The following is a 22508-nucleotide window of genomic DNA, read 5'->3' as shown; positions in this document are numbered from 1 at the left end:
AGTTATTTGGAAACCTCAGCGTTTTCCTTGCTCATTTTCTCTAGCAGTGCCGCTAGCTTTGCGTCTAAACGTGCTGCCTGACTTTTCACGTCATCCACTTGGTCACAGAAATAGGCAATTTCTAACGGAGCAGGTGCAATACGCCACTCTTCAGTCAACACTTGAGCCAGATGGTTCTGATGCTTGTTAAACTGAGAAGTCAGCAAAGAACCGACGTTTTTCGCCCCCTGAACCACAGTATGAGCGACCACATCACCAGTGGCTCGTGACATCCACTCTTCAATGTCAGGTTTGCAATCTGTCATCAACTGAGAAAATTTCTGAGCCAGTTGGATATCACCTTCCAGCACCAACTTATCTTGTTTGATGAGTTGAGTGATATTGGCTTGTTCACGCAGTTCAGGCAGGACGGAAAGATGCAGTGACAAGTAACAGTCTGGTTTGCCTTCATAATTTGCCAGTACATCGATCTGTTGGCTAAAGACAAAAGTAAGTGTCTTGTTCAACTCTTTGAGATGCACTTGAATCACTTGCCCTTTAAGGCGAGCAAGACGACGACCCAAGTTAGGGTCGTCATTAATCAGGGTATTTAGAGAGGTTTCAATCACCGCAGTGACGAGAGGTTCAAACGGCATAAGCGGTCCTTAGAATTTGTAACCGCGGTGCAGTGCTACGATACCACCCGTTAGGTTGTAGTAGCTTGCTTGCTCAAAACCAGCTTCAACCATCATACCTTTCAGGGTTTCTTGGTCTGGATGCATGCGAATCGATTCTGCTAAGTAGCGGTAGCTGTCTGCATCGTTAGCAATCAGCTCACCCATTTTTGGCAGGATATGGAACGAATAAGCATCATAAATTTTTGAAAGCGGATCTAAAACAGGTTTGGAAAACTCAAGCACTAGCAGACGACCGCCCGGTTTCAGAACTCGGTACATAGAGCGCAGTGCTTTATCTTTGTCTGTTACGTTACGCAGACAGAAGCTGATAGTAATACAGTCAAAATGATTGTCTGGGAACGGCAGTTCTTCCGCGTTCGCTTGTACGAAATCAATGTTGCCAACAATGCCACGGTCACGCAGTTTGTCGCGCCCCACGTTAAGCATTGAGTTATTGATATCCGCCAGAATAACGTGGCCTTTATCGCCAACGATACGAGAAAACTTCGCTGCTAGGTCACCAGTACCGCCACCAAGGTCGAGAATTTTTTGTCCCGGACGTGCGCCTGAGCAATCAATCGTAAAACGCTTCCATAGTCGATGAACACCACCCGACATTAAGTCATTCATGATGTCGTATTTCGCTGCTACTGAGTGAAATACCTGAGCGACTTTGGTTGCTTTTTCTTCTTTACGAACGGTTTCGAAACCGAAATGCGTTGTGTCTTGATCTGTCATTGCTGTATTGGTTTGCACGCTACTACTGTCCGTCATCGTTTCTATCCGTCATCGTGGTCGCTATTGCGCCCGCCATCATTCGTTTCTTTTCAATTTGGTTGCTATGCAGCGCTCTCTTTGTTTGAGGACTTTCCTGTTGAAAAAAGCGTTCAAAAAAGTGACTAAACTGCCGCGGACAATCAGTTTACTTTATCCTCTCCTTGATGTCTTTCTACTAAAGGGGCATTTTCATAATCTTCGCCAATTTGTGCCTTTTCCGCCCACTGAGAATGAATAGAACGTTTCACTTCTACCCCAAGCTGTTTAAAGCTTTCTGCCTGACTGATGGCATTTCCGCGACCAGTAACAAGCTTATTCATCGCGCCCTGATAATTTTGGTTGGCTCTGTCTAACGCAGACCCCAATCCTTCCATATCATCAACAAACAAACGTAGCTTGTCATAGAGCTTACTGGCACGCTCAGCTATTAAGCGGGCATTTTGGTTTTGGCGGTCATTACGCCATAGATTGTCAATGGTGCGCAGAGCCACCAGCAATGTGGTTGGACTGACAAGGATAATATTTTGCTCCATCGCATCTTTCACCAAGCTTGGATCAGCTTGAATCGCAACTTGGAATGCAGGCTCAACAGGAATAAACATCAACACATAGTCGAGGCTCTCAATACCGCGAAGCTGATGGTAGTCTTTCTGGCTCAATCCTTTGATGTGATTACGCAGGGCAAGCAAGTGATCACGCAGAGCTGCATCACGTTCTTCATCGGTTTCGGCATGGAAGTAACGCTCGTAAGCCACCAGCGCCATTTTCGAATCCACCACCACTTGTTTATCTTGTGGCAGATGAACAATTACATCCGGCTGATAACGTTTGCCCATATCATTTTGCAAACTAACCTGTGTTTCGTACTCATGCCCTTCACGCAAGCCTGATTCAGCCAGCACGCGAGCCAGTACGACCTCTCCCCAGTTACCTTGCTGCTTGTTGTCACCTTTTAGTGCCTGAGTAAGGTTCAACGCTTCTTTTGCCATCTGTTCATTGAGGTTTTGTAAATTACGCAGCTCGTGCACTAAGGTATGACGCTCTTTGGCTTCACTATTGAAGTTGTCATTCACCTGTTTACGGAAACCTTCTAACTGCTCTTTTAGCGGGCTCAATAAACCATCAAGGCTTTGTTTGTTCTGTTGATCCACTTTTGCCGCTTTCTCTTCAAACACTTGGTTCGCAAGATGTTCAAATTGCTGTTTCAAGCGTTCTTCTGCAGTTTCCAGTAAACGTAATTTTTCTGCATTCGATTCTAACTGCTGTTGATGACGCGCTTCCTGTTCACGCAACTGGACATCAAGCTGCGCTTTTAGCTCTCGTAAGTGGTTCAACTCATCATTGTACTGGTCACGCTCCAGCTTGACGGCATCGAAATAACGCAACTTTTCCATCGCTGCCATAAGTTTTCCGTGCAGTTGTTTTAGCTCGTACTCTGCTTTGTCACGCTCTTGATCCAGCTCTTCCAGCTCACCCAAACTGTTGTTCAAGCTTACCTTCAATTGCTCGATTTGCTGTTGATACCAGCGAGCGTCATTAATAATCTGTTGATCAAGCAGTTGGGTTCTGACCTGCATTTTTTGCTTAACCCAAAGCCCAATCACGCTCCCAGAGATAATCGCACTCGCAAGTGCAGGTGCCCAAAGCAGTATGTTGTTGATAATCCATTGCATCATAAAGGTTTACTTCGTCTAGTCGTGACTTAAGTCTGTTGACAAAAATGGTATTTCCATACTGGATAAATGTCCAGTTTGTGGCGCATTTATTCCACCGTTAGACTAGCCAAATAACGTCAAATAAAGTTAGGGAAAACCAATGAATGAGCGTCGTGCATTAGGGCTAGGGCTGTCCGCAGTTCTGCTTTGGTCAACCGTTGCCACAGCTTTCAAACTCACTCTGGCAGAATTCACGCCAATTCAAATGCTCACTGTCGCAAGTATTGTCTCTGCACTGGCTTTATTCATAATTTGCGCCCTAAGAGGTCATCTAAATCTGATCGCCAGCACCTTTTTTGCTAATCCTTGGTACTACTTGCTGCTAGGGCTGATTAACCCTCTGGCTTACTATTTAATTTTATTTAAAGCGTATGCTTTACTTCCAGCTTCGCAAGCTCAGTCCATTAATTATAGCTGGGCAATCACCTTAACGTTGATGGCCGCTGTTTTCTTAGGCCAGACTATCAGAAAGCAAGATTGGCTAGCCTGCGCCCTCAGCTATTTAGGGGTTATTGTGATAGCCACCAAAGGCGATATTCTGGGGTTGAAATTCGACAGCCCACTTGGTGTCGGTTTAGCGCTGCTTTCCACACTGCTGTGGGCTGGATACTGGATTCTCAACACCAAGAACCAAGCTGAACCTGTCGTCAGCGTATTACTTGGGTTCCTTGTGGCTATTCCGTTTACTATCGGATTAAACCTTTATGAAAGCGCTCCCTGGAGCCAAATAACCTTTAACGGCTGGGCCGCTGTGACCTACGTTGGGCTATTTGAAATGGGCATTACCTTTGTGCTCTGGCTCGGCGCGCTGAAAAGTACCAACAACACCGCACGTATCAGCAACCTGATTTTTGCCTCACCGTTTATCTCTCTGATCCTGCTGGCAACGATTATTGGTGAGGAGATTCACCCTTCAACGTTAATCGGCTTAGTGATGATCATCATTGGTCTTGTTGTGCAGCAACTGAAGTTTTCAAACAAGCTCGCAACTTCTAGCTAAGCTCAGATATCAAAGCCCACGCTTTTGCGTGGGCGAACTGAGTTTTGAGTCTCACTTAAAACAATTGATGAGCAAGCTCCACCCCATGCCCCCTGACTCGGTCAATTTCAATATAGACATCGGATGATAACGCCAATGCCTTCGCCGCAGGGTGACGAGTGAGGAAGGCACGTTTTTCTCGCTCATCAAACAGTGAATCCCAACGTTTGTGAATTTCGCGCGCTAAAAACAGCACACAGGCCAGACGCTTGGCTTCCGTAGCCTTACCCGGATGATTCACATTTTCTATCGCATCCGCCATATCTGAAGGGAACTGCCACTCACGAGCTAACCTTGCTCCGAGTTCCTGAGCATCGGTATCAAGCAGCTCTTTTTGTACCGCAATTAACTCCTCGCCATGATCAGCCCGATATTTAATTTGCGACGCGATTTCAGGTTCCAATGCATGAATCATGAGTTCACCGATATTGTGCAACACCCCGGTGGTAAAGGCTTCATTCGGGTCTAAGCGAGCAGCTCTCGCCAGCTTACTGGCAATCATGGCAATTTCGAACGTATTGGCCCAGTAGTCCTTGATATTGAGGGTTTCAAGTTTTGGGAAAACACCTGACACCACAGAAGAAGAGATTAGCGTACGTACCGCGCCACTACCCACACGGATGATCGCTTCGTTAATAGTTGAGACACCATGTGCGCCTCCAAACTGCGCTGAGTTTGCCATCCGCAAAACTCGGGCACTCAACACTTGGTCCATCGACATCTTACGCGCAAGCTCACTGAAGTTAAGGTTCTCGCTGTTAACCATGTTCAGCAACTCTTGTTGGATACTTTCAATACGAGGTAATTCATTAAAACGAGAGAGCAAGGCTTCTTGGTTCATTCTGGCTACTCCTTTTGCCAACCAACAAATCAACTATAGTTTAGAAATAATCATTGTTGAAAACGCCACACCCTTTACAGCTAAAGCTGGAATCTAGCTCAAGGTACTCATGTTGATTAAATTGATTGAGTCAGCGAAAAGACAAAGCCGGAGAACATCTCCGGCTTTGTTTGAAATTATATCTGTCAGGTAATTTTCTCTCGATACAGTTTCGGGCTAACCCCTGCTTTGCGCTTAAATACGCGAGAAAAATAGAGAGGATCGGAATAACCGACGATTCGACCAATATGGTTAACTGAATAGTGAGTAGTCACTAACAATTGCTTCGCGCGGCTGATTCGCTGATCATCGCGCCATTGAGTAATGGTCATTTTCATTTCATCACGGAACAAATGACCTAAACGAGATGGCGACAAGCAAGTATGCGCAGCAATTTCCTCAAGCGTGAAATCCTGATTGAGGTTTTGTGTCATATAGTTAATCGCTTGAATGATTCGCGGATCGAGTGGCTTACTGACCACATCCGGCTGCACCGATTTACAGCGAATCAGCAGCTGTTCAAGCAAGTTAATCGCCAAATCATCCCGATATGGAAGGTCCGATTTAGCCGTATATTCGATATCAACAAACAAGCTTTCAATGTGTTCGATATCCTGTGCAGACAAGCCACTGGTGACATAAACGCCATTGCGCTCTTCCTGCCAGTTTAACCAGTCATTCCAAAATGCACGCGGCCGGAAATACACCCAACGGTGAAACCATGAAGCGTTGTCTTCTTTGCGACGGTAATAGTGGGCGGCGCTAGGGGGAAACAGGAGTAAGTCCCCCGCTTTTACATGAAATTCATGTTCACCGGAAAAAATGGTGCCTTCACCTTTGCTGGTGATATTGATGATGTACCCTTTCATGCCATTTGGACGATCGATGGTGTAGTCGAGCTCGTCACCTTCGATAATGGGTGTGAGACCGGCGACTAAATGCGCATCAAAGTCATACCCCGGCTTGAGTGGATCTGTGTTTTGCATAGACCAACAATCATTAGAATTTTTTCTAGTGTATGTTGAGCCCGGAAGTATTGCGATTTTCGACATCACATTTTATCTAATACGATCCACTGAGTCGCTGAAAAAGCTTCACGAAACAGATCAGGTTTAATGGAGTGACGAATAGATTCACTAGGAAGACCGTGACGACAGCGTTGCCAATCCGGTTGTTCTGACTGTGGCGGTTTGTCATTACCCTCCGTTTCCAGAGGCACAATCGCATGTCGGATATCTAAACGGGTCGGAATGCTATTGCGCGCCAAATACTCAATCACGACGGCTTTATCGTGAAAATAGTAGTTCATGTTGACAGATAGCTTGTCGACATGGTGCAACTGGCACCATTGCTCAATGCGATCGTGGCGATGACGAAACTTCCACTGAGCCTCAGAAACATCCAACTGCTCACCATTGTTAATCAGTTCCAGCGAGCCTTGATATAACACTTTATCCCCATAAAGAAGTTCAAACTTCTCAGGGTTTTGGCCTGCAACTCGCAGTGTCCATTGGTGGTAGTTAATATCAAGCGGACTTTGAACATCGAAGCCCAGCTCTGTTTTAGATTCGTCAACAGTCATAATTACCTCTACAACCACTCCCTCACAGCCGTGTTACTGTGAGGGAGAATTTATCGATTAAACACCTGAAGCTAAACGGTAGTACAAGCTGTTGGTTTTCAGTTCTTGCTTGAACTTACGCGTCTCAGTGCTTTCGTCGATCACAACCATTTCCATCCCAAGGATATCTGCGTAATCCGCTAGAGTATCAACACTCACCTGCTGGCTGTAAGCGCTATGGTGTGCGCCGCCGGCATGAATCCAAGTTGCCGCCGCTACTTGTAGGTTTGGCATTGGTTCCCATAGTGCATGAGCAACCGGTAGGTGTGGCATACTTTGCGGAGGAGCGACCGTTTTCAACGTGTTCACTACCATGCGGAAGCGGTTACCCAGATCAATCACAGACACGTTTAGCGCATCACCTTCTTTACCACTGAACAGCAAACGAGGAACATCGCACTTCAGACCAATAGTATGACGGTGAATTTCCAGACGTGGTTTTGCTGCGGCAATCGAAGGACACACTTCTAGCATGTGAGCTCCCAATGCTTGGTCAGTAGCGCCGAAGTTATAGGTGTAGTCTTCCATAAATGAAGTACCACCTTGGCGACCTTTACCCATCTGTTTCATGATGTGAACCATTGCAGATGTTTTCCAGTCACCTTCACCACCGTAACCAAAGCCTTTCGCCATCAAACGTTGTGTTGCAAGGCCTGGCAGAGAACCCAAACCGGTTAGGTTTTCGAAGGTGTTAGTAAATGCACTGGCACCTACATCCGTTAAGAAACGCTCCATACCCATTTCTAGACGGGCTTCGTGTTGCATCAGTTTAAGCAGAGCAGTATCTGTCAGCAGCTCAGGTTTCATTTCATAGGTTGATGCGTACTCATCAAGCAGACGAGAGACATCGGCTTCCGACACCGATTGAACCGCTTCAGTCAGTTCTCCCAGACCGTATGCGTTCACTTCATAGCCGAACTGGATTTGAGCAGAAACTTTGTTGCCTTCGGTTACCGCAACTTGACGCATGTTGTCACCAAAACGCGCCACTTTTAGATTCTGACCAGCATTGATACCGATAGCTGCACGGCACCAATCATCCATTTCTTTATGCACTTGTGGGTTTTGCCAGTGCCCCACCACCACCTTACGGTCAATACCCATACGAGTACCGATAAAGCCAAACTCACGACAGCCATGGGCACTTTGGTGCGTGTTCATGTAGTTCATGTCGATGCTGTCCCAAGGAAGCGCCGCATTGAACTGAGTGTGAAGGTGCATGAAAGGTTTGTTCAACTGAGACAGACCGGCAATCCACATTTTGGCCGGAGAAAAAGTGTGCATCCAGAGCACAAGACCAATACAGTCAGGATCGTTGTTCGCTGCGCGACATACATTAAGAATCTCTTCCGGAGACTTGACTGTTCCTTTGTCTACCATGGGTACAGAGATTGCACTGGTTTCGTTGAAGCTTGCGACCATTTGACCGCTTTCAAACGCGACTTGCTCAAGTACTTTTGGTCCGTATAGCGTTTGTGAACCAGTGACAAACCAAACTTGTTTTTCATTAAATACTTTCATGACTTACCCTTTATTCTTAGCTGACTGACCGTAATAAGCATTGGCTCCGTGTTTACGTAGGTAGTGCTTATCGAGCAACGCTTGATTGATATATTCCACCGCAGGATTGATCTGCAGAGTTTGCAGAGCCATTCCGGCTACAACCTCCGTCACCACTGCGTTGTGCACCGCTTGATGGGCATCTTTACCCCAGCAGAACGGTGCGTGTTCTTTGACGAGAATGCCCGGAATCGCAATTGGGTCGTTGTCCCCTATGGTTTCTGCGATCACCAGGCCAGCATTCAATTCATAATCGGCAGCGATCTCTTGATTGCTGAGCGCACGAGTGCATGGAATGCTGCCGTAGAAGTAATCCGCATGAGTGGTGCCTAAAGCAGGAATCGCTTTACCTGCCTGAGCCCAAGCCGTGGCCTGCGGAGAATGGGTATGAACCACACCACCGATTTTGGCGTAGGTGCGATAGAGCACTAAGTGGGTTGCGGTATCAGATGACGGATTCAAATCGCCTTCCACCACATTGCCTTGCAGATCAACCACCACCATGTTTTCGGCACTTAAATCTTCATAAGCCACACCGCTTGGCTTAATCACCACCAAGCCAGATTCTCGGTCGATCGCTGACACATTGCCCCAAGTGAACGTAACAAGCTTGTGACGTTCGAGATCCAAATTGGCTTGCCACACTTCGTGGCGTAGCGTTTTCAGACGCTCTTGTTGGTTCAACAAATCACCCATGGTTACGCTCCTGAGCATGTTTTGCTTCCGAGATTTGCTCTAGATGTTGGCCCAGTTCACGGTAAGCAGAGTAACGTTGATCTCGCAGTGCGCTTGTTGTCGTATTCGGCTTGTAAACTTGGCTGATTGGGCTTGCCATCGCTTTTTGCGCCTGCTGCGCATCATCATAAATACCGGCTACAACTGCGGCGAAGATTGCGGCGCCCAGTGCACAACATTGCTCAGAGCTCGCTACCGCAATATCACGGCCGATAACGTCTGCACACATCTGCATCACATAAGGCGATTTTTGCGAAATACCGCCGATGGCGATGACGCGCTCTACGTCCATACCTTGGTCAACAAAGCAATCAACAATCGCTTTTGCGCCGTGAGCCGTTGATTCAACCAGAGCCGCAAACATCGCGGGTGCGGTTGAACCTAAGTTCAAATCGGTAACTGCGCCTTTGAGACGCTGGTTGGCGTAAGGTGTGCGGCGACCATTGTGCCAGTCCATTGCCAGTGGTGAGTTGTCATTGAATCCATATTGCTGTGCAGAATCTGCAAGCATTGGGATAATCGCTTTATCCAACTGCTCCATCACTTTCGCCGCTTCTGGATTGGTTATCGCTAATGCTTGGATTGGCCACATCAGCACGCGTTTATACCAAGCGTAAACATCACCAAACGCTGATTGACCTGCTTCCAGCGCCATCAAACTTGGCAGAGCACTGCCTTTGACCTGTCCACAAATACCGTGAATGGTGCGGTCGCCAACTTGGTCTGCATCGACCATTAAGATGTCGCAAGTAGAGGTACCAATCACTTTGACCAAGTCATGTTTACCAGCACCTGCACCGACAGCACCCATATGACAGTCAAATTCGCCGACCGCAATCGCTAAACCCGCAGGCAAGCCCAGCTTATCCGCCCATTCTTGAGTCAAATAACCCGCGACATCTTCAGAGGTATAAACCTCATCAAACATGCGATCACGAATACCATCGAGTGTTGGTGAAATTGCAGAGAGGAATTTTTGATCCGGTAAACCACCCCAGCTGTCATGCCACATCGCTTTATGACCCGCGGCACAGATGCCATGACGGAATTTACTTGGGTGTTCGTTGCCAGACAGTAACGCTGGGATCCAGTCACACAATTCCACCCAGCTATGAGCCGCTTTCGCCACTTGTTCGTCTTGTTCGCTGACACAAGCCGCTTTTGCCCAAAACCATTCTGACGAGTAGATACCACCGATGTATTTGGTGTAGTCAATGAACTCGCCACCGTGAGCCAGTTCATTAATCAACTCGGCTTTGGATACTGAGGTATGGTCTTTCCACAAAATGAACATCGCGTTCGGGTTTTCGGCAAATTCAGGTAACAACGCCAAGACATTACCTTGTGCATCAACGGGTGCTGGCGTAGAGCCAGTTGTATCGACACCAATACCCACCACAGACAGTGCGATTTCCGTAGGGACTTGTTCAAGCGCTTCACGAATCGCTTGAGTCATAGCTTCGATATAGTCTTTCGGGTGGTGACGGAACTGAGATTGCTCGGGCTCGTTGTACTGGCCTTCCATCCAACGTGGGTAGTAAGTGACACCAGATGCCACCTCCTCACCACTAACAGCGTTGACCAATAATGCACGCACCGAATCGGAACCGAAGTCCAGACCAATAACGTGTGCAGCTTGTGTCGCTAAATGCTTCATAACAACTCCATGTAGGGTGATATTTTTGTTTGTTATACCCCTGCATGGATGATTCAGCCATGACATTGCCTGCTAGATGTATGGACAAATCCGCCAAAAGAACATTTCTGTGCAGCTGTTTAAAAAATGTTCCAACCCTTTATAAACAAGGCGAAACTGCGGGTGTAAATGATTACACACGCACCAAAAGTAATCACAAATGCACTAAAAGGTAACATTTGAGATCGCCATCATGTTCACCTCCGCTAAATGAATGGACAAAATCGCTACATTTTTTTGATGTGATTTTCATCACTTCAACTTCAAATTAAATCTTCAAAGATGTCGGTGAAACAAACCCTACCCAGCGGATGGAATAACAATGAAACTAAAAAAATTATTAATAGCGACTGCCTTAACCGGGGCAACACTGTTAAGTGCTTCTGCCAACGCGTTCTTTGGTTCAAGCGACGACATGCGACTAGGCTACCTAGTTAAACAACCAGAAGAACCATGGTTCCAAACTGAATGGTCATTTGCCGAGAAAGCCGGCAAAGATCTAGGTTTCGAAGTGGTAAAAATGGCTGTGCCAGATGGTGAAAAAACACTAAATGCTATCGATACTCTTGCCGCGCAAGGCGCGAAAGGTTTCGTTATCTGTACTCCGGATCCTAAATTAGGTCCTGCAATCATGGCGAAAGCAAAAAGCTATGATCTGAAAGTCGTTACTGTTGATGACCAGTTCCTCAACGCTAAAGGCGAACCAATGACTGACGTACCTCTAGTAATGATGGCTGCAACCGCTATCGGTGAACGCCAAGGTACTGAGCTTTATAAAGAAATGACAAAACGTAACTGGGACGTAGCAACAACAGGTGTAATGGCGATCACTGCTGATGAGCTAGACACTGCTCGTCGTCGTGTTGATGGTTCTATCTCAGCTCTAAAACAAGCGGGTTTCCCTGAAGGTCAAATCTATCGCGTACCAACAAAAACTAACGACATCCCAGGAGCGCTAGACGCTGCGAACTCTCTACTTGTTCAATACCCTGACGTTAAGCAATGGCTTGTTGTTGGTATGAACGACAACACTGTTCTTGGTGGTATCCGAGCGACTGAAGGCCAAGGCTTCGGTGCTGACAACATCATCGGTATTGGTATCAACGGTGTTGATGCAGTTAACGAACTTGCTAAGTCTAAACCAACAGGTTTCTACGGCTCTCTACTACCTAGCCCAGACGTACACGGCTACAAGAGTATCGAATCTCTTTACAAATGGGTTAAAGACGACGTTGAACCAACTAAATTCGTAGAAGTAACTGACGTGGTACTTATCACTCGTGACAACTTCAAAGACGAATTAGCGAAAAAAGGGCTATAAGCTCAATTTCGGTGACGGCTACTTTGGCCGTCACCCTCTTGATTTAACGGAGAGAATGTCATGGCGAAGTCCCCCTCATACATCGAGTTTCGAAATATCTCGAAGCACTTCCCAGGTGTTAAGGCATTAAATAACGTTAGCTTCCGGGCAGACGCAGGTAGCGTTCACGCATTAATGGGAGAAAACGGCGCAGGAAAATCAACACTATTAAAAACATTAAGTGGCTTTCACCAACCCACTGAAGGTCATATCGCAATTGACGGTCAAGAGGTCGTTCTGAATTCAACTAACGATGCCCTAGATCACGGTATCGCAATTATCTATCAAGAGCTTAACCTGGTTCCCGAATTAACCGTTGCAGAAAACATTTTTCTAGGTCAGCTACCAACCAAAGGTGGCACCGTCGATACCGAAACACTGAACGCTAACGCAAGAGTTGCCCTTGAGCGATTGGGTGAAACCTTTGACCCTTCTTGCCAACTGAAAGAGCTATCAATCGGCCAATGGCAAATGGTGGAAATCGCCAAAGCTCTCAGCCGCAATGCACAAATCATTGCCTTTGATGAGCCAACCAGTAGTTTGTCACAACGTGAAATTCAAAACCTTTTCAAGGTTATTCGTGAACTGCGTGATGCTGGCAAAATTATCATGTACGTATCTCACCGTATGGAAGAGATATTTAACCTGTGTGATGCACTCACTATCTTCAAAGACGGTCAACATGTTCAGTCATTTACTGACCTTTCACAGCTCACTCATGACCGTTTAGTTGAGTTGATGGTTGGCCGTGAGATCAGCGACATCTACAACTACCGCTCTCGCGAACACGGTAAGAGCGGTTTACGCCTGGATAAGTTCGAAGGCCCAGGCTTATCCGCGCCAGTGTCGTTAGATATTAAACAGGGCGAAATTCTTGGTCTGTTTGGCCTAGTCGGTGCAGGTCGTACTGAGCTGACGCGCCTTGTTTTTGGTGCGGACAAAAAGACAGCCGGTGACCTGTACTTACACGATGTAAAAATTGGCATTAAAACACCGCAAGACGCCATTCGTGCAGGCATAACCCTTTGCTCTGAAGATCGCAAAGCGCATGGCATTGTGCCAATCATGTCGGTGCAAGAAAACACCAACATCAGTGCACGCCCTTGGCACCTGAAATTTAACAGCCTGATCGATTTCGGTTGGGAAAAAGAGAACGCTGCCAAACAAAAACAAGCATTGAATGTGAAGGCAGCATCACTTGACCAGCCTATCGGCAAATTGTCTGGCGGTAACCAACAAAAAGTCATTCTTGGTCGTTGGTTGTCTACCTCGATGAGCGTGATCTTACTGGATGAACCGACTCGCGGTATCGACGTGGGTGCAAAATCTGAAATTTACGAATTGATTTTTAAGCTGGCGGAAAACGGAGTCACCGTATTGGTCGTTTCCAGCGATTTACCAGAAGTGTTGGGGATCTCTGACCGCATACTTGTCATGAAAGATGGCGCAGTAACGGGCGAACTTCAACGAGATGAATTTAACGAACAAACCGCTCTTCGTCTTGCAATGCTCGACAAAGAATCAGCGGCAGCTTAAACCTGAGGAATATCATTATGTCTTTATCTAGCCCTACTAAAGCGATGGCATCAGAGGAGAAATCCGGCGGATTTCACTTCTCTAAAATCTGGGACAAATTTGGAATGCTGATGGTGTTTGCAGGTCTGTTTATACTCTGCTGCCTGTTTGTTCCATACTTTGCAACCTTCATCAACATGAAAGGCCTTGGCCTCGCGATTTCAATGAGTGGTATGGTGGCGTGTGCCATGTTGTTCTGTCTGGCTTGTGGCGACTTAGACCTTTCTGTTGCCTCTATTATTGCCTGTTCTGGCGTTGTCACCGCAGTGGCTATCAACGCAACCAGCAGCGTAGTTCTCGGCATTGGTGCAGGCTTACTTTCTGGTGTGGTGTTTGGTCTGCTAAACGGCTTCGTTATCGCCAAACTGCAAATCAACGCACTGATCACAACACTAGCCACTATGCAGATTGCTCGTGGTCTTGGTTACATCATCTCTGATGGTAAAGCGGTAGGTATCACTGAAGAGAGCTTCTTCAGCCTTGGCAACTCTTCAATTCTGGGTATCCCTACTCCAATCTGGTTGACGTTGATCACTTTTGGTGTGTTTGCTTTCCTATTGAACCGTACTGTTTACGGCCGTAACACACTGGCGATTGGTGGTAATGAAGAAGCGGCTCGTCTTGCTGGTGTAAACGTTGTTAAAACCAAAATGATAATTTTCACCATCTCTGGTTTCATCTCAGCATTAGCAGGTGTCATTCTAGCAGCACGTATGACTTCAGGTCAGCCAATGACTTCTGTTGGTTTCGAACTTGTGGTTATCTCAGCGTGTGTATTGGGTGGGGTTTCACTGAAAGGTGGTATTGGTAAAGTTTCTTACGTTATCGCAGGTGTCCTAATCCTGGGTACGGTAGAAAACGCGATGAACCTGTTGAACATGTCTCCATTTGCTCAATATGTTGTTCGCGGTGCAATTCTGCTTGCCGCGGTTATTTTCGACCGTTACAAACAGAAATCTCAGTAAAAGTATTAGCCAAACTACTTGGAATTGCATCAAAGCGGTTAGTTCGTAAGTCCACTGAGCATAAAAACAGTGTGATTGGGCAAACAAACGAAACCAATACGACTGCAATATCAAATAGAAAGGATAAATACACCTCCATATATACCTTTCTCATGTTGCCCTCTGTTTTATAAGAGGGCTTTTTTATTTAGAAAAATAAACTTCATATTCTCTACTCATTTAAATGCAATATTTTGATTGCACTTAGGTATTAGTTTTTTGGGAGTAAGTTGCTAATAAAATGGACTATTTGGCTACCAAATTTTTTATGTGATTAAAATCTAACCATAGGAAATTTATGCGTCTTAATATTTCATTGCTCATGGCTATTTTAATAATTTTTAATAACGAGCAATACGTGAAACAAGAATTTCTCAAGGTCTTTGAAATGTCAGTTAAGCAAAAGTGAACAGGTATCCTTAGCGTAGAATCGATGTAATGACATCTATGTTGCGGAGTAAGTACATTCATAAAAACGCTGTCGTTTCTTGAACGGAGAGAGAGTTAAACAAGATAGGGATTTAATCATGTTAAAAAAACTCACTTTAGCAACTGCTGTCAGTACCATCCTAATGTCTGGTTCACTAATGGCTGCCTCATTAACCGTTGGTTTCTCTCAAATTGGATCTGAATCAGGCTGGCGAGCCGCTGAAACAGCCGTATCCAAAGTTGAAGCAGAAAAACGCGGTGTGACACTGAAAATTTCTGATGCACAACAGAAACAGGAAAACCAAATCAAAGCGGTACGCTCTTTCATCGCACAAGGTGTAGATGCAATCTTTATCGCACCAGTAGTACAAACTGGCTGGGGGCCTGTGCTTGAAGAAGCAAAAGATTATGGTATTCCAGTGTTCCTGCTAGACCGTGGTATCACAGTAGAAGATGACTCGCTTTATATGACTGCAGTTACTGCTGATAACGTACTGGAAGGCGCTGTAGCGGGTAAATGGCTAATCGACAAAGTGGCTGGCAAACCATGTAACGTGGTTGAACTACAAGGCACCGTGGGTGCGAGTGTGGCTATCGACCGTAAAAAAGGTTTCAGCGACACTGTAGACAAAGTCGACAATATTAAAATTGTTCGTACTCAGTCAGGTGAATTTACCCGTAGTAAAGGTAAAGAAGTTATGGAAAGCTTTATTAAAGCAGAGAATAACGGCAAAAATATTTGTGCGGTATTCGCCCATAACGATGATATGGCAATCGGTGCAATTCAAGCAATTAAAGAGGCAGGTTTAAAACCGGGTAGCGATATTTTAATCGTCTCTATTGATGCGGTTCCAGATATATTTAAAGCGATGATGAACGGTGAAGCAAATGCGACCGTTGAGCTTACTCCAAATATGGCAGGCCCTGCTCTTGATGCACTTATGGCTTATAAAGATAAAGGCACAGTTCCACCGAAGAAAATTGTTACCGAGTCTAATTTATATTTACCCGCTGATGCAAAAGCTCAGTTAGAAATGAAAAAAGACTTAGGTTATTAATTTTATTATCACCCTCCCATTAGGGAGGCATGCTTTATACTCAAACCACTTGGAGTTGCAGGTAGGCGGCAAGTAAGTGAATCCCCATGAGCATAGATAAACTATGTGATTGGGGTGAACGAACGTAGCCCCTACCAAAACAGAAAGCGCTGCAGCTTCAAGTGGGAAGAGTATAGATTGTTGGAGTTATTATGCCGTTAAACAATCAGCAAGATGTCATATTAGACGCCAAAGGGATCTGCAAATATTTCCCGGGCGTTAAAGCGCTAGAAAATGTCGATTTCAGCCTGAGAAAAGGTGAAATAATGGCGTTATTGGGGGAAAATGGCGCAGGTAAATCAACGTTAGTAAAAACCTTAACGGGTGTGTATCAACGTGATGGCGGTGAAATTACTCTCGATGGTCAATCCATCTCTCCACAGAATACCGCTCATGCACAACATCTCGGAATCGGCACGGTTTATCAAGAAGTAAACTTGCTACCTAACATGTCTGTGATGGACAACCTTTTTATCGGCAATGAGCCTAAAAAATGGGGCTTTGTTGACCGCAAAACCATGGCTGAAAAAGCACGCAAAATCGTCACCAGCTATGGCTTAGATATTGATGTGACTCAGCCTCTCAACCAGTTTTCGGTTGCGATTCAGCAAGTGATTGCGATCGCCAGAGCGATTTCACTGTCAGCCAAAATACTGATCCTTGATGAGCCAACAGCCAGCCTTGATAGCAATGAAGTGAAAATGCTATTTAACATCATGCTAGGGCTCAAAGAAAAAGGCGTAAGCCTGATTTTTATCACTCACTTTCTTGATCAAGTTTATGAAGTGAGTGATCGCATTACCGTATTACGCAACGGTCAGTTGGTTGGCACCAAAGAAACCCGTGAACTACCACAGATTGAGCTGGTGAAAATGATGCTCGGCCGCGAGCTGGAAGATACGGCTCTGAAACGTGCGGGCAAAACACGCAAACATAATGAGCCAATGGTGTCCTTTGCTAACTATGGCAAAAAAGGCACCATTAATCCTTTCAATCTTGAAGTACATGCAGGAGAAATTGTAGGTTTGGCAGGGCTATTAGGTTCTGGGCGTACCGAAACCGCAAAAGTCATTTTTGGTATTGAACCTAGTGATTCTGGCACCTGTACTTTGAAGGGGCGCCCTATTCAGGTTCGCTCGGCTCGCCAAGCCTCCCATCTGGGTTTTGGTTATTGTCCTGAAGATCGCAAAACCGACGGCATTATTGGCGCGGCTTCTGTTCGTGAAAACATTATTCTGGCTTTACAGGCACAACGCGGCTGGTTTAAACCCATCTCTCGTAGAGAGCAGGAAGCAGTGGCACAACGCTATATTGACCAATTAGCCATCAAAACACCGAGTCTTGACCAACCCGTAGAGTTCCTCTCTGGTGGTAATCAGCAAAAGGTTCTGCTTGCTCGCTGGTTGCTTACTAAGCCGAAGTTTCTGATTCTCGATGAACCAACTCGAGGTATCGACGTTGGCGCTCATGCCGAGATCATTCGATTGATTGAAAGCCTTTGTGCTAACGGACTCGCTCTGTTGGTTATCTCATCCGAACTCGAAGAGCTGATTGGTTACGCCGACCGAGTCATTGTGTTGCGAGACAGAAAACCGGTAGCAGAGATACCCACAGAAGAACTTTCCGTACCAGCCATAATGCAAGCGATTGCGAGTTGAGGTGATTATGAATACGCTCAATCCACTGCAGTCAGTCAAGAAGCCAGAGCAGCGCAATAGATTTACACTGCCAAAAGGCACGCCACAGCTTGCTGCTCTTATTCTGCTGTTTATTGTGAACAGTTTGATTGCTGATAATTTTTTCTCTATCCACATTCAAGATGGCCGCTTATTTGGCAGTGTCATCGACATCTTTAACCGCGGTGCACCTGTCGCCCTACTGACCATAGGGATGACACTGGTTATCGCAACTGGCGGTATCGACCTTTCAGTCGGTGCTGTGATGGCGATAAGCGGAGCCGTGCTGGCCAGTATGGCAGAGCAAGGTTACGCGCCATCGACCATTTTACTTTGCTCAGTACTCGCCGGAGTGGCTTGTGGTTTATGGAACGGCTTTCTTGTCGCCGTGTGTAAAATCCAACCCATTGTCGCCACATTAATTTTGATGGTGGCTGGGCGCGGTGTCGCACAGCTCATCACAGAGGGACAAATCATCACCTTCAACAACGATACTTTGTCTTGGTTTGGTAGCGGTTCACTGTTCTATTTCCCTACCCCAATACTGTTGTTGGTGTGCGCCTTATTGATTGTTTGGGCACTCACCAAGAAAACAGCATTGGGGCTCTTTATAGAGTCTGTGGGTATCAATATCAAAGCAGCAAAAAATGCGGGAATTAACACCCCTGCAATTGTAATGTCGGTTTACGTTATCAGTGGTGTGATGGCGTCTATCGCAGGGATCATAGTCGCTGCCGACATCAAAGGCGCTGACGCAAACAATGCTGGTTTATGGCTAGAAATGGACGCCATTTTGGCTGTAGTTATTGGCGGCACATCTTTGATGGGTGGGCGTTTTAATCTGTTACTCGCACTGGTGGGCGCTTTTATCATTCAAAGCATCAACACAGGTATTCTGTTGTCCGGTTATCAACCGCAATGGAACCACATTGTGAAATCGCTTGTGGTATTAACCGTGCTGATACTGCAATCCCCAACGGTTATTCAACTGATTAAGAGGAAATAGATCATGATAAAACGTAACTTTCCTCTGTTTATCACCATCACAGTGTTCCTGATCGGCTATGCGTTTTGCATGGTGGAGTTTCCCGCTTTTATGAGCACTCGAGTGATTTGTAACATTCTGACGGATAACGCTTTCTTAGGCATACTCGCTGTCGGCATGACTTTCGTTATCCTCTCAGGCGGTATTGATCTGTCAGTAGGTTCGGTAGTTGCATTTACCGGTATCTTCCTCGCCACGGTGATTGGCGAATGGGGCGTTCACCCTTTCACAGCTATTATCATGGTGTTGGTGATGGGTTCGCTGTTTGGCGGTTTGATGGGCTGGATTATCGATACCTTAAAAATCCCGGCCTTTATCGTCACGTTGGCTGGTATGTTCTTCCTGCGCGGAGTGAGCTTTTTAGTCTCTGAGCAGTCCATTCCTATTGAACACCCTGTCTATCGCGAGATGTCTCGCTTTTCATGGCACATCATAGGCGGAGGACGCTTAAGCTTATTGGCAGTGGTGATGTTGTTCATCGTCGCTATCGGTATGCTGGTGGCTCACCGCACCCGTTTTGGTAACAACGTATACGCAATTGGCGGTAATGCGACTTCAGCGGGTTTGATGGGGATTCCAGTCAAACGAACCACAATCGGCATCTACATGCTTTCCACTTTCTTGGCGACCTGTGCAGGTATTGTATTTTCTATCTACACCTCTGCGGGCTACCCGCTTGCTGCTGTCGGTGTTGAGCTTGATGCCATTGCTGCTGTGGTTATCGGTGGTACTTTACTGTCCGGTGGTGTCGGCACTGTGTTTGGCTCGCTATTTGGCGTGCTCATTCAAGGCCTTATTCAAACCTACATCACCTTTGATGGTACTTTGAGCTCTTGGTGGACGAAAATCATTGTCGGTATTTTGCTGTTCAGCTTTATTGCTCTACAACGTCTGCTGATCATCATGAGCGAACGCCGAAAAGTAGTGAATACCAGCCGAATAGGCTCACTGGCAACCGGAGATTCTTAGCTATCTTCAACTCAGAAATATCGTGGCCTTAGAGTTAAAAACAAAGAAGCCAGTCCTGTGACTGGCTTCTTTTTTCGCTGTGGATTATCGATTCTCAAAGCGATTGTAATCCAGTAAGCCAAATTCAACCGGCTGATCTTTCTTATACCACTGATGAACTTTATCACTGAAAGACCAGAAATCAGGTGAACTGCGACGCACCGCAAAGCGATCCAATAACTGAACATAACTCTCTTCACCATCCAACGTTTTCAAACGTGCCACCAGCTCAGGAATTTCAGTTTCTTTAAGTGATAAATAGGCTGCCGGATAACTACCCAGTACGCCCCTTACTAAGGTTAAGGTGTCTTTCTCTGGCACTCGATTGTTCTCTTCATCAAACAAGCTGGAAATGTTGCTGTGCGCGTTATTATGGATCAGAGTAAACAGTTGAGACTCACCCGATTTGGATTCAATCATTAACATCATTAATTGAGGGATAGGTAAGATGCCCTCGCCTTTAATATAATTGATGCTGTTAAGGGCATATTCGTGCCCGGCGGTGAAGCCAGTATCAACGATGTCATATCGCTGGCTAAGTACAGGCTGGACATGCTCGCGTAGCTTATCAAACAGCTCTGATTTCGGATCATCCGTTGTGTACTCGATATTACTTGGCTCATCAAACGGCTTCACGTTACGCAATAGAAAATCGGTGAAATACGCGCTTTGATCTTGATACCAACTCGACAGCTCCTCATGTCTGGTTTTCTGTGGCAATAAGGTAATGAAGTTACTTTCACCTTCCAAACGTAAGAAATCCATGAACATACGAGTTACAAGTTGATGACCGAAGTTTCCATAGACATCAAAGCCCGCCACCAGCAAATAATGAATACGCTCTAGCAAAGCATAATCTAATACCCAAGCGGTTTTAGGTTTTCGGCCAACTAAACCTTGCGCCACAGACGCACTGTCAAAGTGACGAAATATGGTTAACGCTGCATTTGGGTTGGTCCCATCACCAGACCAGATTAAGTCTGTCGTCACATTGCGCCCATCTTTGAATTGCTTAGCCGTGAACTGAGATTTATCTTCCAGATAACGAGCTTGCTGCTTGGCATAGCTAATCCAGGTAGCAATTGGGTTGATGGTGTCTTCACGCTCCGCTGGCAGTTTTAAGTGATCAGCTTGAGAGCGGTAGAACTCGTTTACCTCAACAATATCGGCTTTATCTGGGTCTAAGAAGAACACCCAGAACTGATCATTAATCACGTTAAGTGCTAACTGACCACGGCACACCGGACCTTTGATAAACGCCATAACGGTATTTTGTGCGTTATCCAGTAAGAAACGGTATCGAGCATTGACAGGTAAATCGATGAAGGCCGTCATTGGGTTAGCCGCCACTGAAGGTTCATAGCTCGGCAGCTCATTAATCGTGTAATCCGCATTGATGAACCATGCTTTCCAATCGTGCAGACGTTTTTTATTCAGTGCATAAGGCATATGAGTTTTATCAACGATTGTGCCTTGCTCAGGGATAATACGATAGTAAACGCGGTCAACTTGCGGATCATCATATGGACGACGAGTCGCGATACGTTTGACAGGCTCGCCTGGTGGAGTTGCTGAACGAACAAGTGTAAAGAAACGCGGTGTTTTCTCTTTCAGATCAGAGAAATAAATATGGGATAAGAACAAGTGCTCGTAGATATAGCGGGCAGCCAACTGGTTCTTTTTGCCGTCTGCATTTAACAGTGTTTCGTAGTTATCAACCAAAGTCTGTTGCGATACGGTCAGCGGTATGTGCTCATTCATTTGGGCGCCGTTTTCCAGCCACGCCATTAGTTTGTTGTATTCACTCTTATTGAGATTTGGCATCCCAAAAGGCATTCCCCAGTCAGGATATTCTTGCTGATAAGCTTCATGCTCTTCTAGCGTTGGGCATTGTTGCTCTCTATAGATAGAAAAATCGAACCCCTCCAACTGATCTTGCTGCTGTTGAGGATGCAGCTCTTTTTGTTTCAGCAATCTAGCCACTAGCCCCGCTTCAAGATTCGCTCGTGTTGTTTGGTCACGTTCATTCAGCACAGGATGAAAACCAAAATCACGCCACTCTTGGGTAGTTTGTGCATCTTCAAATAGGCGTGTCGGTGTTGCCGCACTCAAACGCGTCCCTTCGTAGACTTGGGTTTTGCTTCCTCCTCGATCAATTCCCTCAACGGATGAAAGCTTCAACTGACAAGGCGCGTCATAACAGGCATGACAAACCACACAGCGGTTATCGATGATGGGTTTCACTTCTTGCATAAAATACTGAGCTTGAGGCGAGTCTAAAGCCACCTGACGCTCTCGCACTTCAGGTGTACCAAACAGTTCATCATAGTTAAGCCCTGCATAAGTGGCACAACCAGAGAAAACTAATACCAAAAAGACAAAAAAGAGTTTTCGTAAATTCATATAGTTATAGTGTTTAGTTAACCAACGTTAATTAAAGTAAAGACTACTATATTTTCAATGTACAAAAGAAAATACCATGTGAAATCTATCTTTTCTGATTCCGCATCTTCACTATTTATTACACAAATCATTTTTACTTAGGGTGATTGAGTGAAATAATCGTTCGGAATATTCCCAAACACCCTGAATAATGACGGATTAAGATACAGCCCACTTCGAAAAATCAGGGAAA

The 22508-nt window shown here is 45.8% G+C and carries 18 protein-coding genes; 8 read left to right on the top strand and 10 right to left on the bottom strand.

Features of this window, described 5'->3' with window-relative positions:
* Window positions 1–2: 2 nt before the first annotated feature.
* The 3 genes from HUO09_RS16020 to rmuC all read right to left on the bottom strand — a co-directional run bounded on the left by HUO09_RS16020 (window position 3) and on the right by rmuC (window position 3106).
* Window positions 3–635 (bottom strand): SCP2 domain-containing protein, encoded by a 633-nt coding sequence (locus tag HUO09_RS16020; RefSeq protein ID WP_188234556.1) that lies wholly within the window; start codon window positions 633–635, stop codon window positions 3–5.
* A gap of 9 nt (window positions 636–644) precedes the next feature.
* Window positions 645–1430: a bifunctional demethylmenaquinone methyltransferase/2-methoxy-6-polyprenyl-1,4-benzoquinol methylase UbiE gene (gene ubiE, locus HUO09_RS16015; protein WP_042487914.1), complete on the bottom strand. Its 786-nt coding sequence runs from the start codon at window positions 1428–1430 to the stop codon at window positions 645–647.
* A gap of 143 nt (window positions 1431–1573) precedes the next feature.
* A complete protein-coding gene (rmuC, locus tag HUO09_RS16010; RefSeq protein WP_167411018.1) occupies window positions 1574–3106 on the bottom strand; it encodes a DNA recombination protein RmuC in 1533 nt (510 codons plus the stop codon).
* Window positions 3107–3248: 142 nt separating this feature from the next.
* On the opposite strand from rmuC, the gene HUO09_RS16005 reads away from it, so the two are divergent.
* A complete protein-coding gene (locus HUO09_RS16005) occupies window positions 3249–4148 on the top strand; it encodes a DMT family transporter (RefSeq protein ID WP_188234555.1) in 900 nt (299 codons plus the stop codon).
* Window positions 4149–4203: 55 nt separating this feature from the next.
* On the opposite strand, the gene HUO09_RS16000 is transcribed toward HUO09_RS16005, so the two are convergent.
* The 6 genes from HUO09_RS16000 to HUO09_RS15975 all read right to left on the bottom strand — a co-directional run bounded on the left by HUO09_RS16000 (window position 4204) and on the right by HUO09_RS15975 (window position 10640).
* Entirely contained in the window at window positions 4204–5028 is an 825-nt protein-coding gene (locus HUO09_RS16000; RefSeq protein WP_188234554.1) for an HDOD domain-containing protein, read from the bottom strand.
* A 185-nt stretch (window positions 5029–5213) separates the two neighbouring features.
* A complete protein-coding gene (gene araC, locus HUO09_RS15995; RefSeq protein WP_102941489.1) occupies window positions 5214–6053 on the bottom strand; it encodes an arabinose operon transcriptional regulator AraC in 840 nt (279 codons plus the stop codon).
* 65 nt (window positions 6054–6118) lie between these two features.
* Window positions 6119–6649, bottom strand: coding sequence for a hypothetical protein (locus HUO09_RS15990; protein WP_188234553.1), 531 nt, complete (start codon window positions 6647–6649; stop codon window positions 6119–6121).
* A 57-nt stretch (window positions 6650–6706) separates the two neighbouring features.
* Window positions 6707–8209 carry an L-arabinose isomerase gene (gene araA, locus HUO09_RS15985; RefSeq protein ID WP_188234552.1) on the bottom strand — a complete coding sequence of 501 codons (1503 nt, stop codon included), beginning with the start codon at window positions 8207–8209 and terminating at the stop codon, window positions 6707–6709.
* A 3-nt stretch (window positions 8210–8212) separates the two neighbouring features.
* A complete protein-coding gene (locus tag HUO09_RS15980) occupies window positions 8213–8944 on the bottom strand; it encodes an L-ribulose-5-phosphate 4-epimerase (protein WP_223159469.1) in 732 nt (243 codons plus the stop codon).
* Complete coding sequence (locus HUO09_RS15975; protein WP_188234551.1) at window positions 8937–10640, bottom strand: ribulokinase; 1704 nt, start codon at window positions 10638–10640, stop codon at window positions 8937–8939. Before HUO09_RS15975 ends, HUO09_RS15980 begins: the two co-directional genes overlap by 8 nt.
* 361 nt (window positions 10641–11001) lie before the next feature.
* Here HUO09_RS15975 and HUO09_RS15970 point away from each other — a divergent pair, with 361 nt between their 5' ends.
* From HUO09_RS15970 to yjfF, 7 genes are all read left to right on the top strand, one after another.
* Window positions 11002–12000 carry an arabinose ABC transporter substrate-binding protein gene (locus tag HUO09_RS15970; protein WP_167410994.1) on the top strand — a complete coding sequence of 333 codons (999 nt, stop codon included), beginning with the start codon at window positions 11002–11004 and terminating at the stop codon, window positions 11998–12000.
* Between the two features lie 60 nt (window positions 12001–12060).
* Window positions 12061–13575: an L-arabinose ABC transporter ATP-binding protein AraG gene (gene araG / locus HUO09_RS15965; RefSeq protein ID WP_167410995.1), complete on the top strand. Its 1515-nt coding sequence runs from the start codon at window positions 12061–12063 to the stop codon at window positions 13573–13575.
* 17 nt (window positions 13576–13592) lie between these two features.
* On the top strand, window positions 13593–14579 hold the full coding sequence (araH, locus tag HUO09_RS15960; RefSeq protein WP_217701655.1) for an L-arabinose ABC transporter permease AraH: 987 nt from the start codon (window positions 13593–13595) through the stop codon (window positions 14577–14579).
* A 566-nt stretch (window positions 14580–15145) separates the two neighbouring features.
* A complete protein-coding gene (ytfQ, locus tag HUO09_RS15955) occupies window positions 15146–16105 on the top strand; it encodes a galactofuranose ABC transporter, galactofuranose-binding protein YtfQ (protein ID WP_167410996.1) in 960 nt (319 codons plus the stop codon).
* Window positions 16106–16296: 191 nt separating this feature from the next.
* Window positions 16297–17802, top strand: a complete 1506-nt coding sequence (gene ytfR, locus HUO09_RS15950) for a galactofuranose ABC transporter, ATP-binding protein YtfR (RefSeq protein WP_188234550.1) — start codon at window positions 16297–16299, stop codon at window positions 17800–17802.
* A 7-nt stretch (window positions 17803–17809) separates the two neighbouring features.
* On the top strand, window positions 17810–18826 hold the full coding sequence (gene ytfT, locus HUO09_RS15945) for a galactofuranose ABC transporter, ATP-binding protein YtfT (RefSeq protein WP_167410998.1): 1017 nt from the start codon (window positions 17810–17812) through the stop codon (window positions 18824–18826).
* A 3-nt stretch (window positions 18827–18829) separates the two neighbouring features.
* Entirely contained in the window at window positions 18830–19834 is a 1005-nt protein-coding gene (yjfF, locus tag HUO09_RS15940) for a galactofuranose ABC transporter, permease protein YjfF (RefSeq protein ID WP_167410999.1), read from the top strand.
* Between the two features lie 84 nt (window positions 19835–19918).
* Here yjfF and HUO09_RS15935 read toward each other — a convergent pair whose 3' ends face one another.
* On the bottom strand, window positions 19919–22276 hold the full coding sequence (locus HUO09_RS15935) for a fatty acid cis/trans isomerase (RefSeq protein WP_188234549.1): 2358 nt from the start codon (window positions 22274–22276) through the stop codon (window positions 19919–19921).
* Between the last annotated feature and the right edge of the window lie 232 nt (window positions 22277–22508).

Source organism: Vibrio sp. Y2-5, from assembly GCF_014596725.1.
Lineage (GTDB): Bacteria > Pseudomonadota > Gammaproteobacteria > Enterobacterales > Vibrionaceae > Vibrio.
The sequence above is the reverse complement of the archived record's forward strand: the minus strand, read 5'-3'. Positions and strand labels throughout refer to the sequence as shown.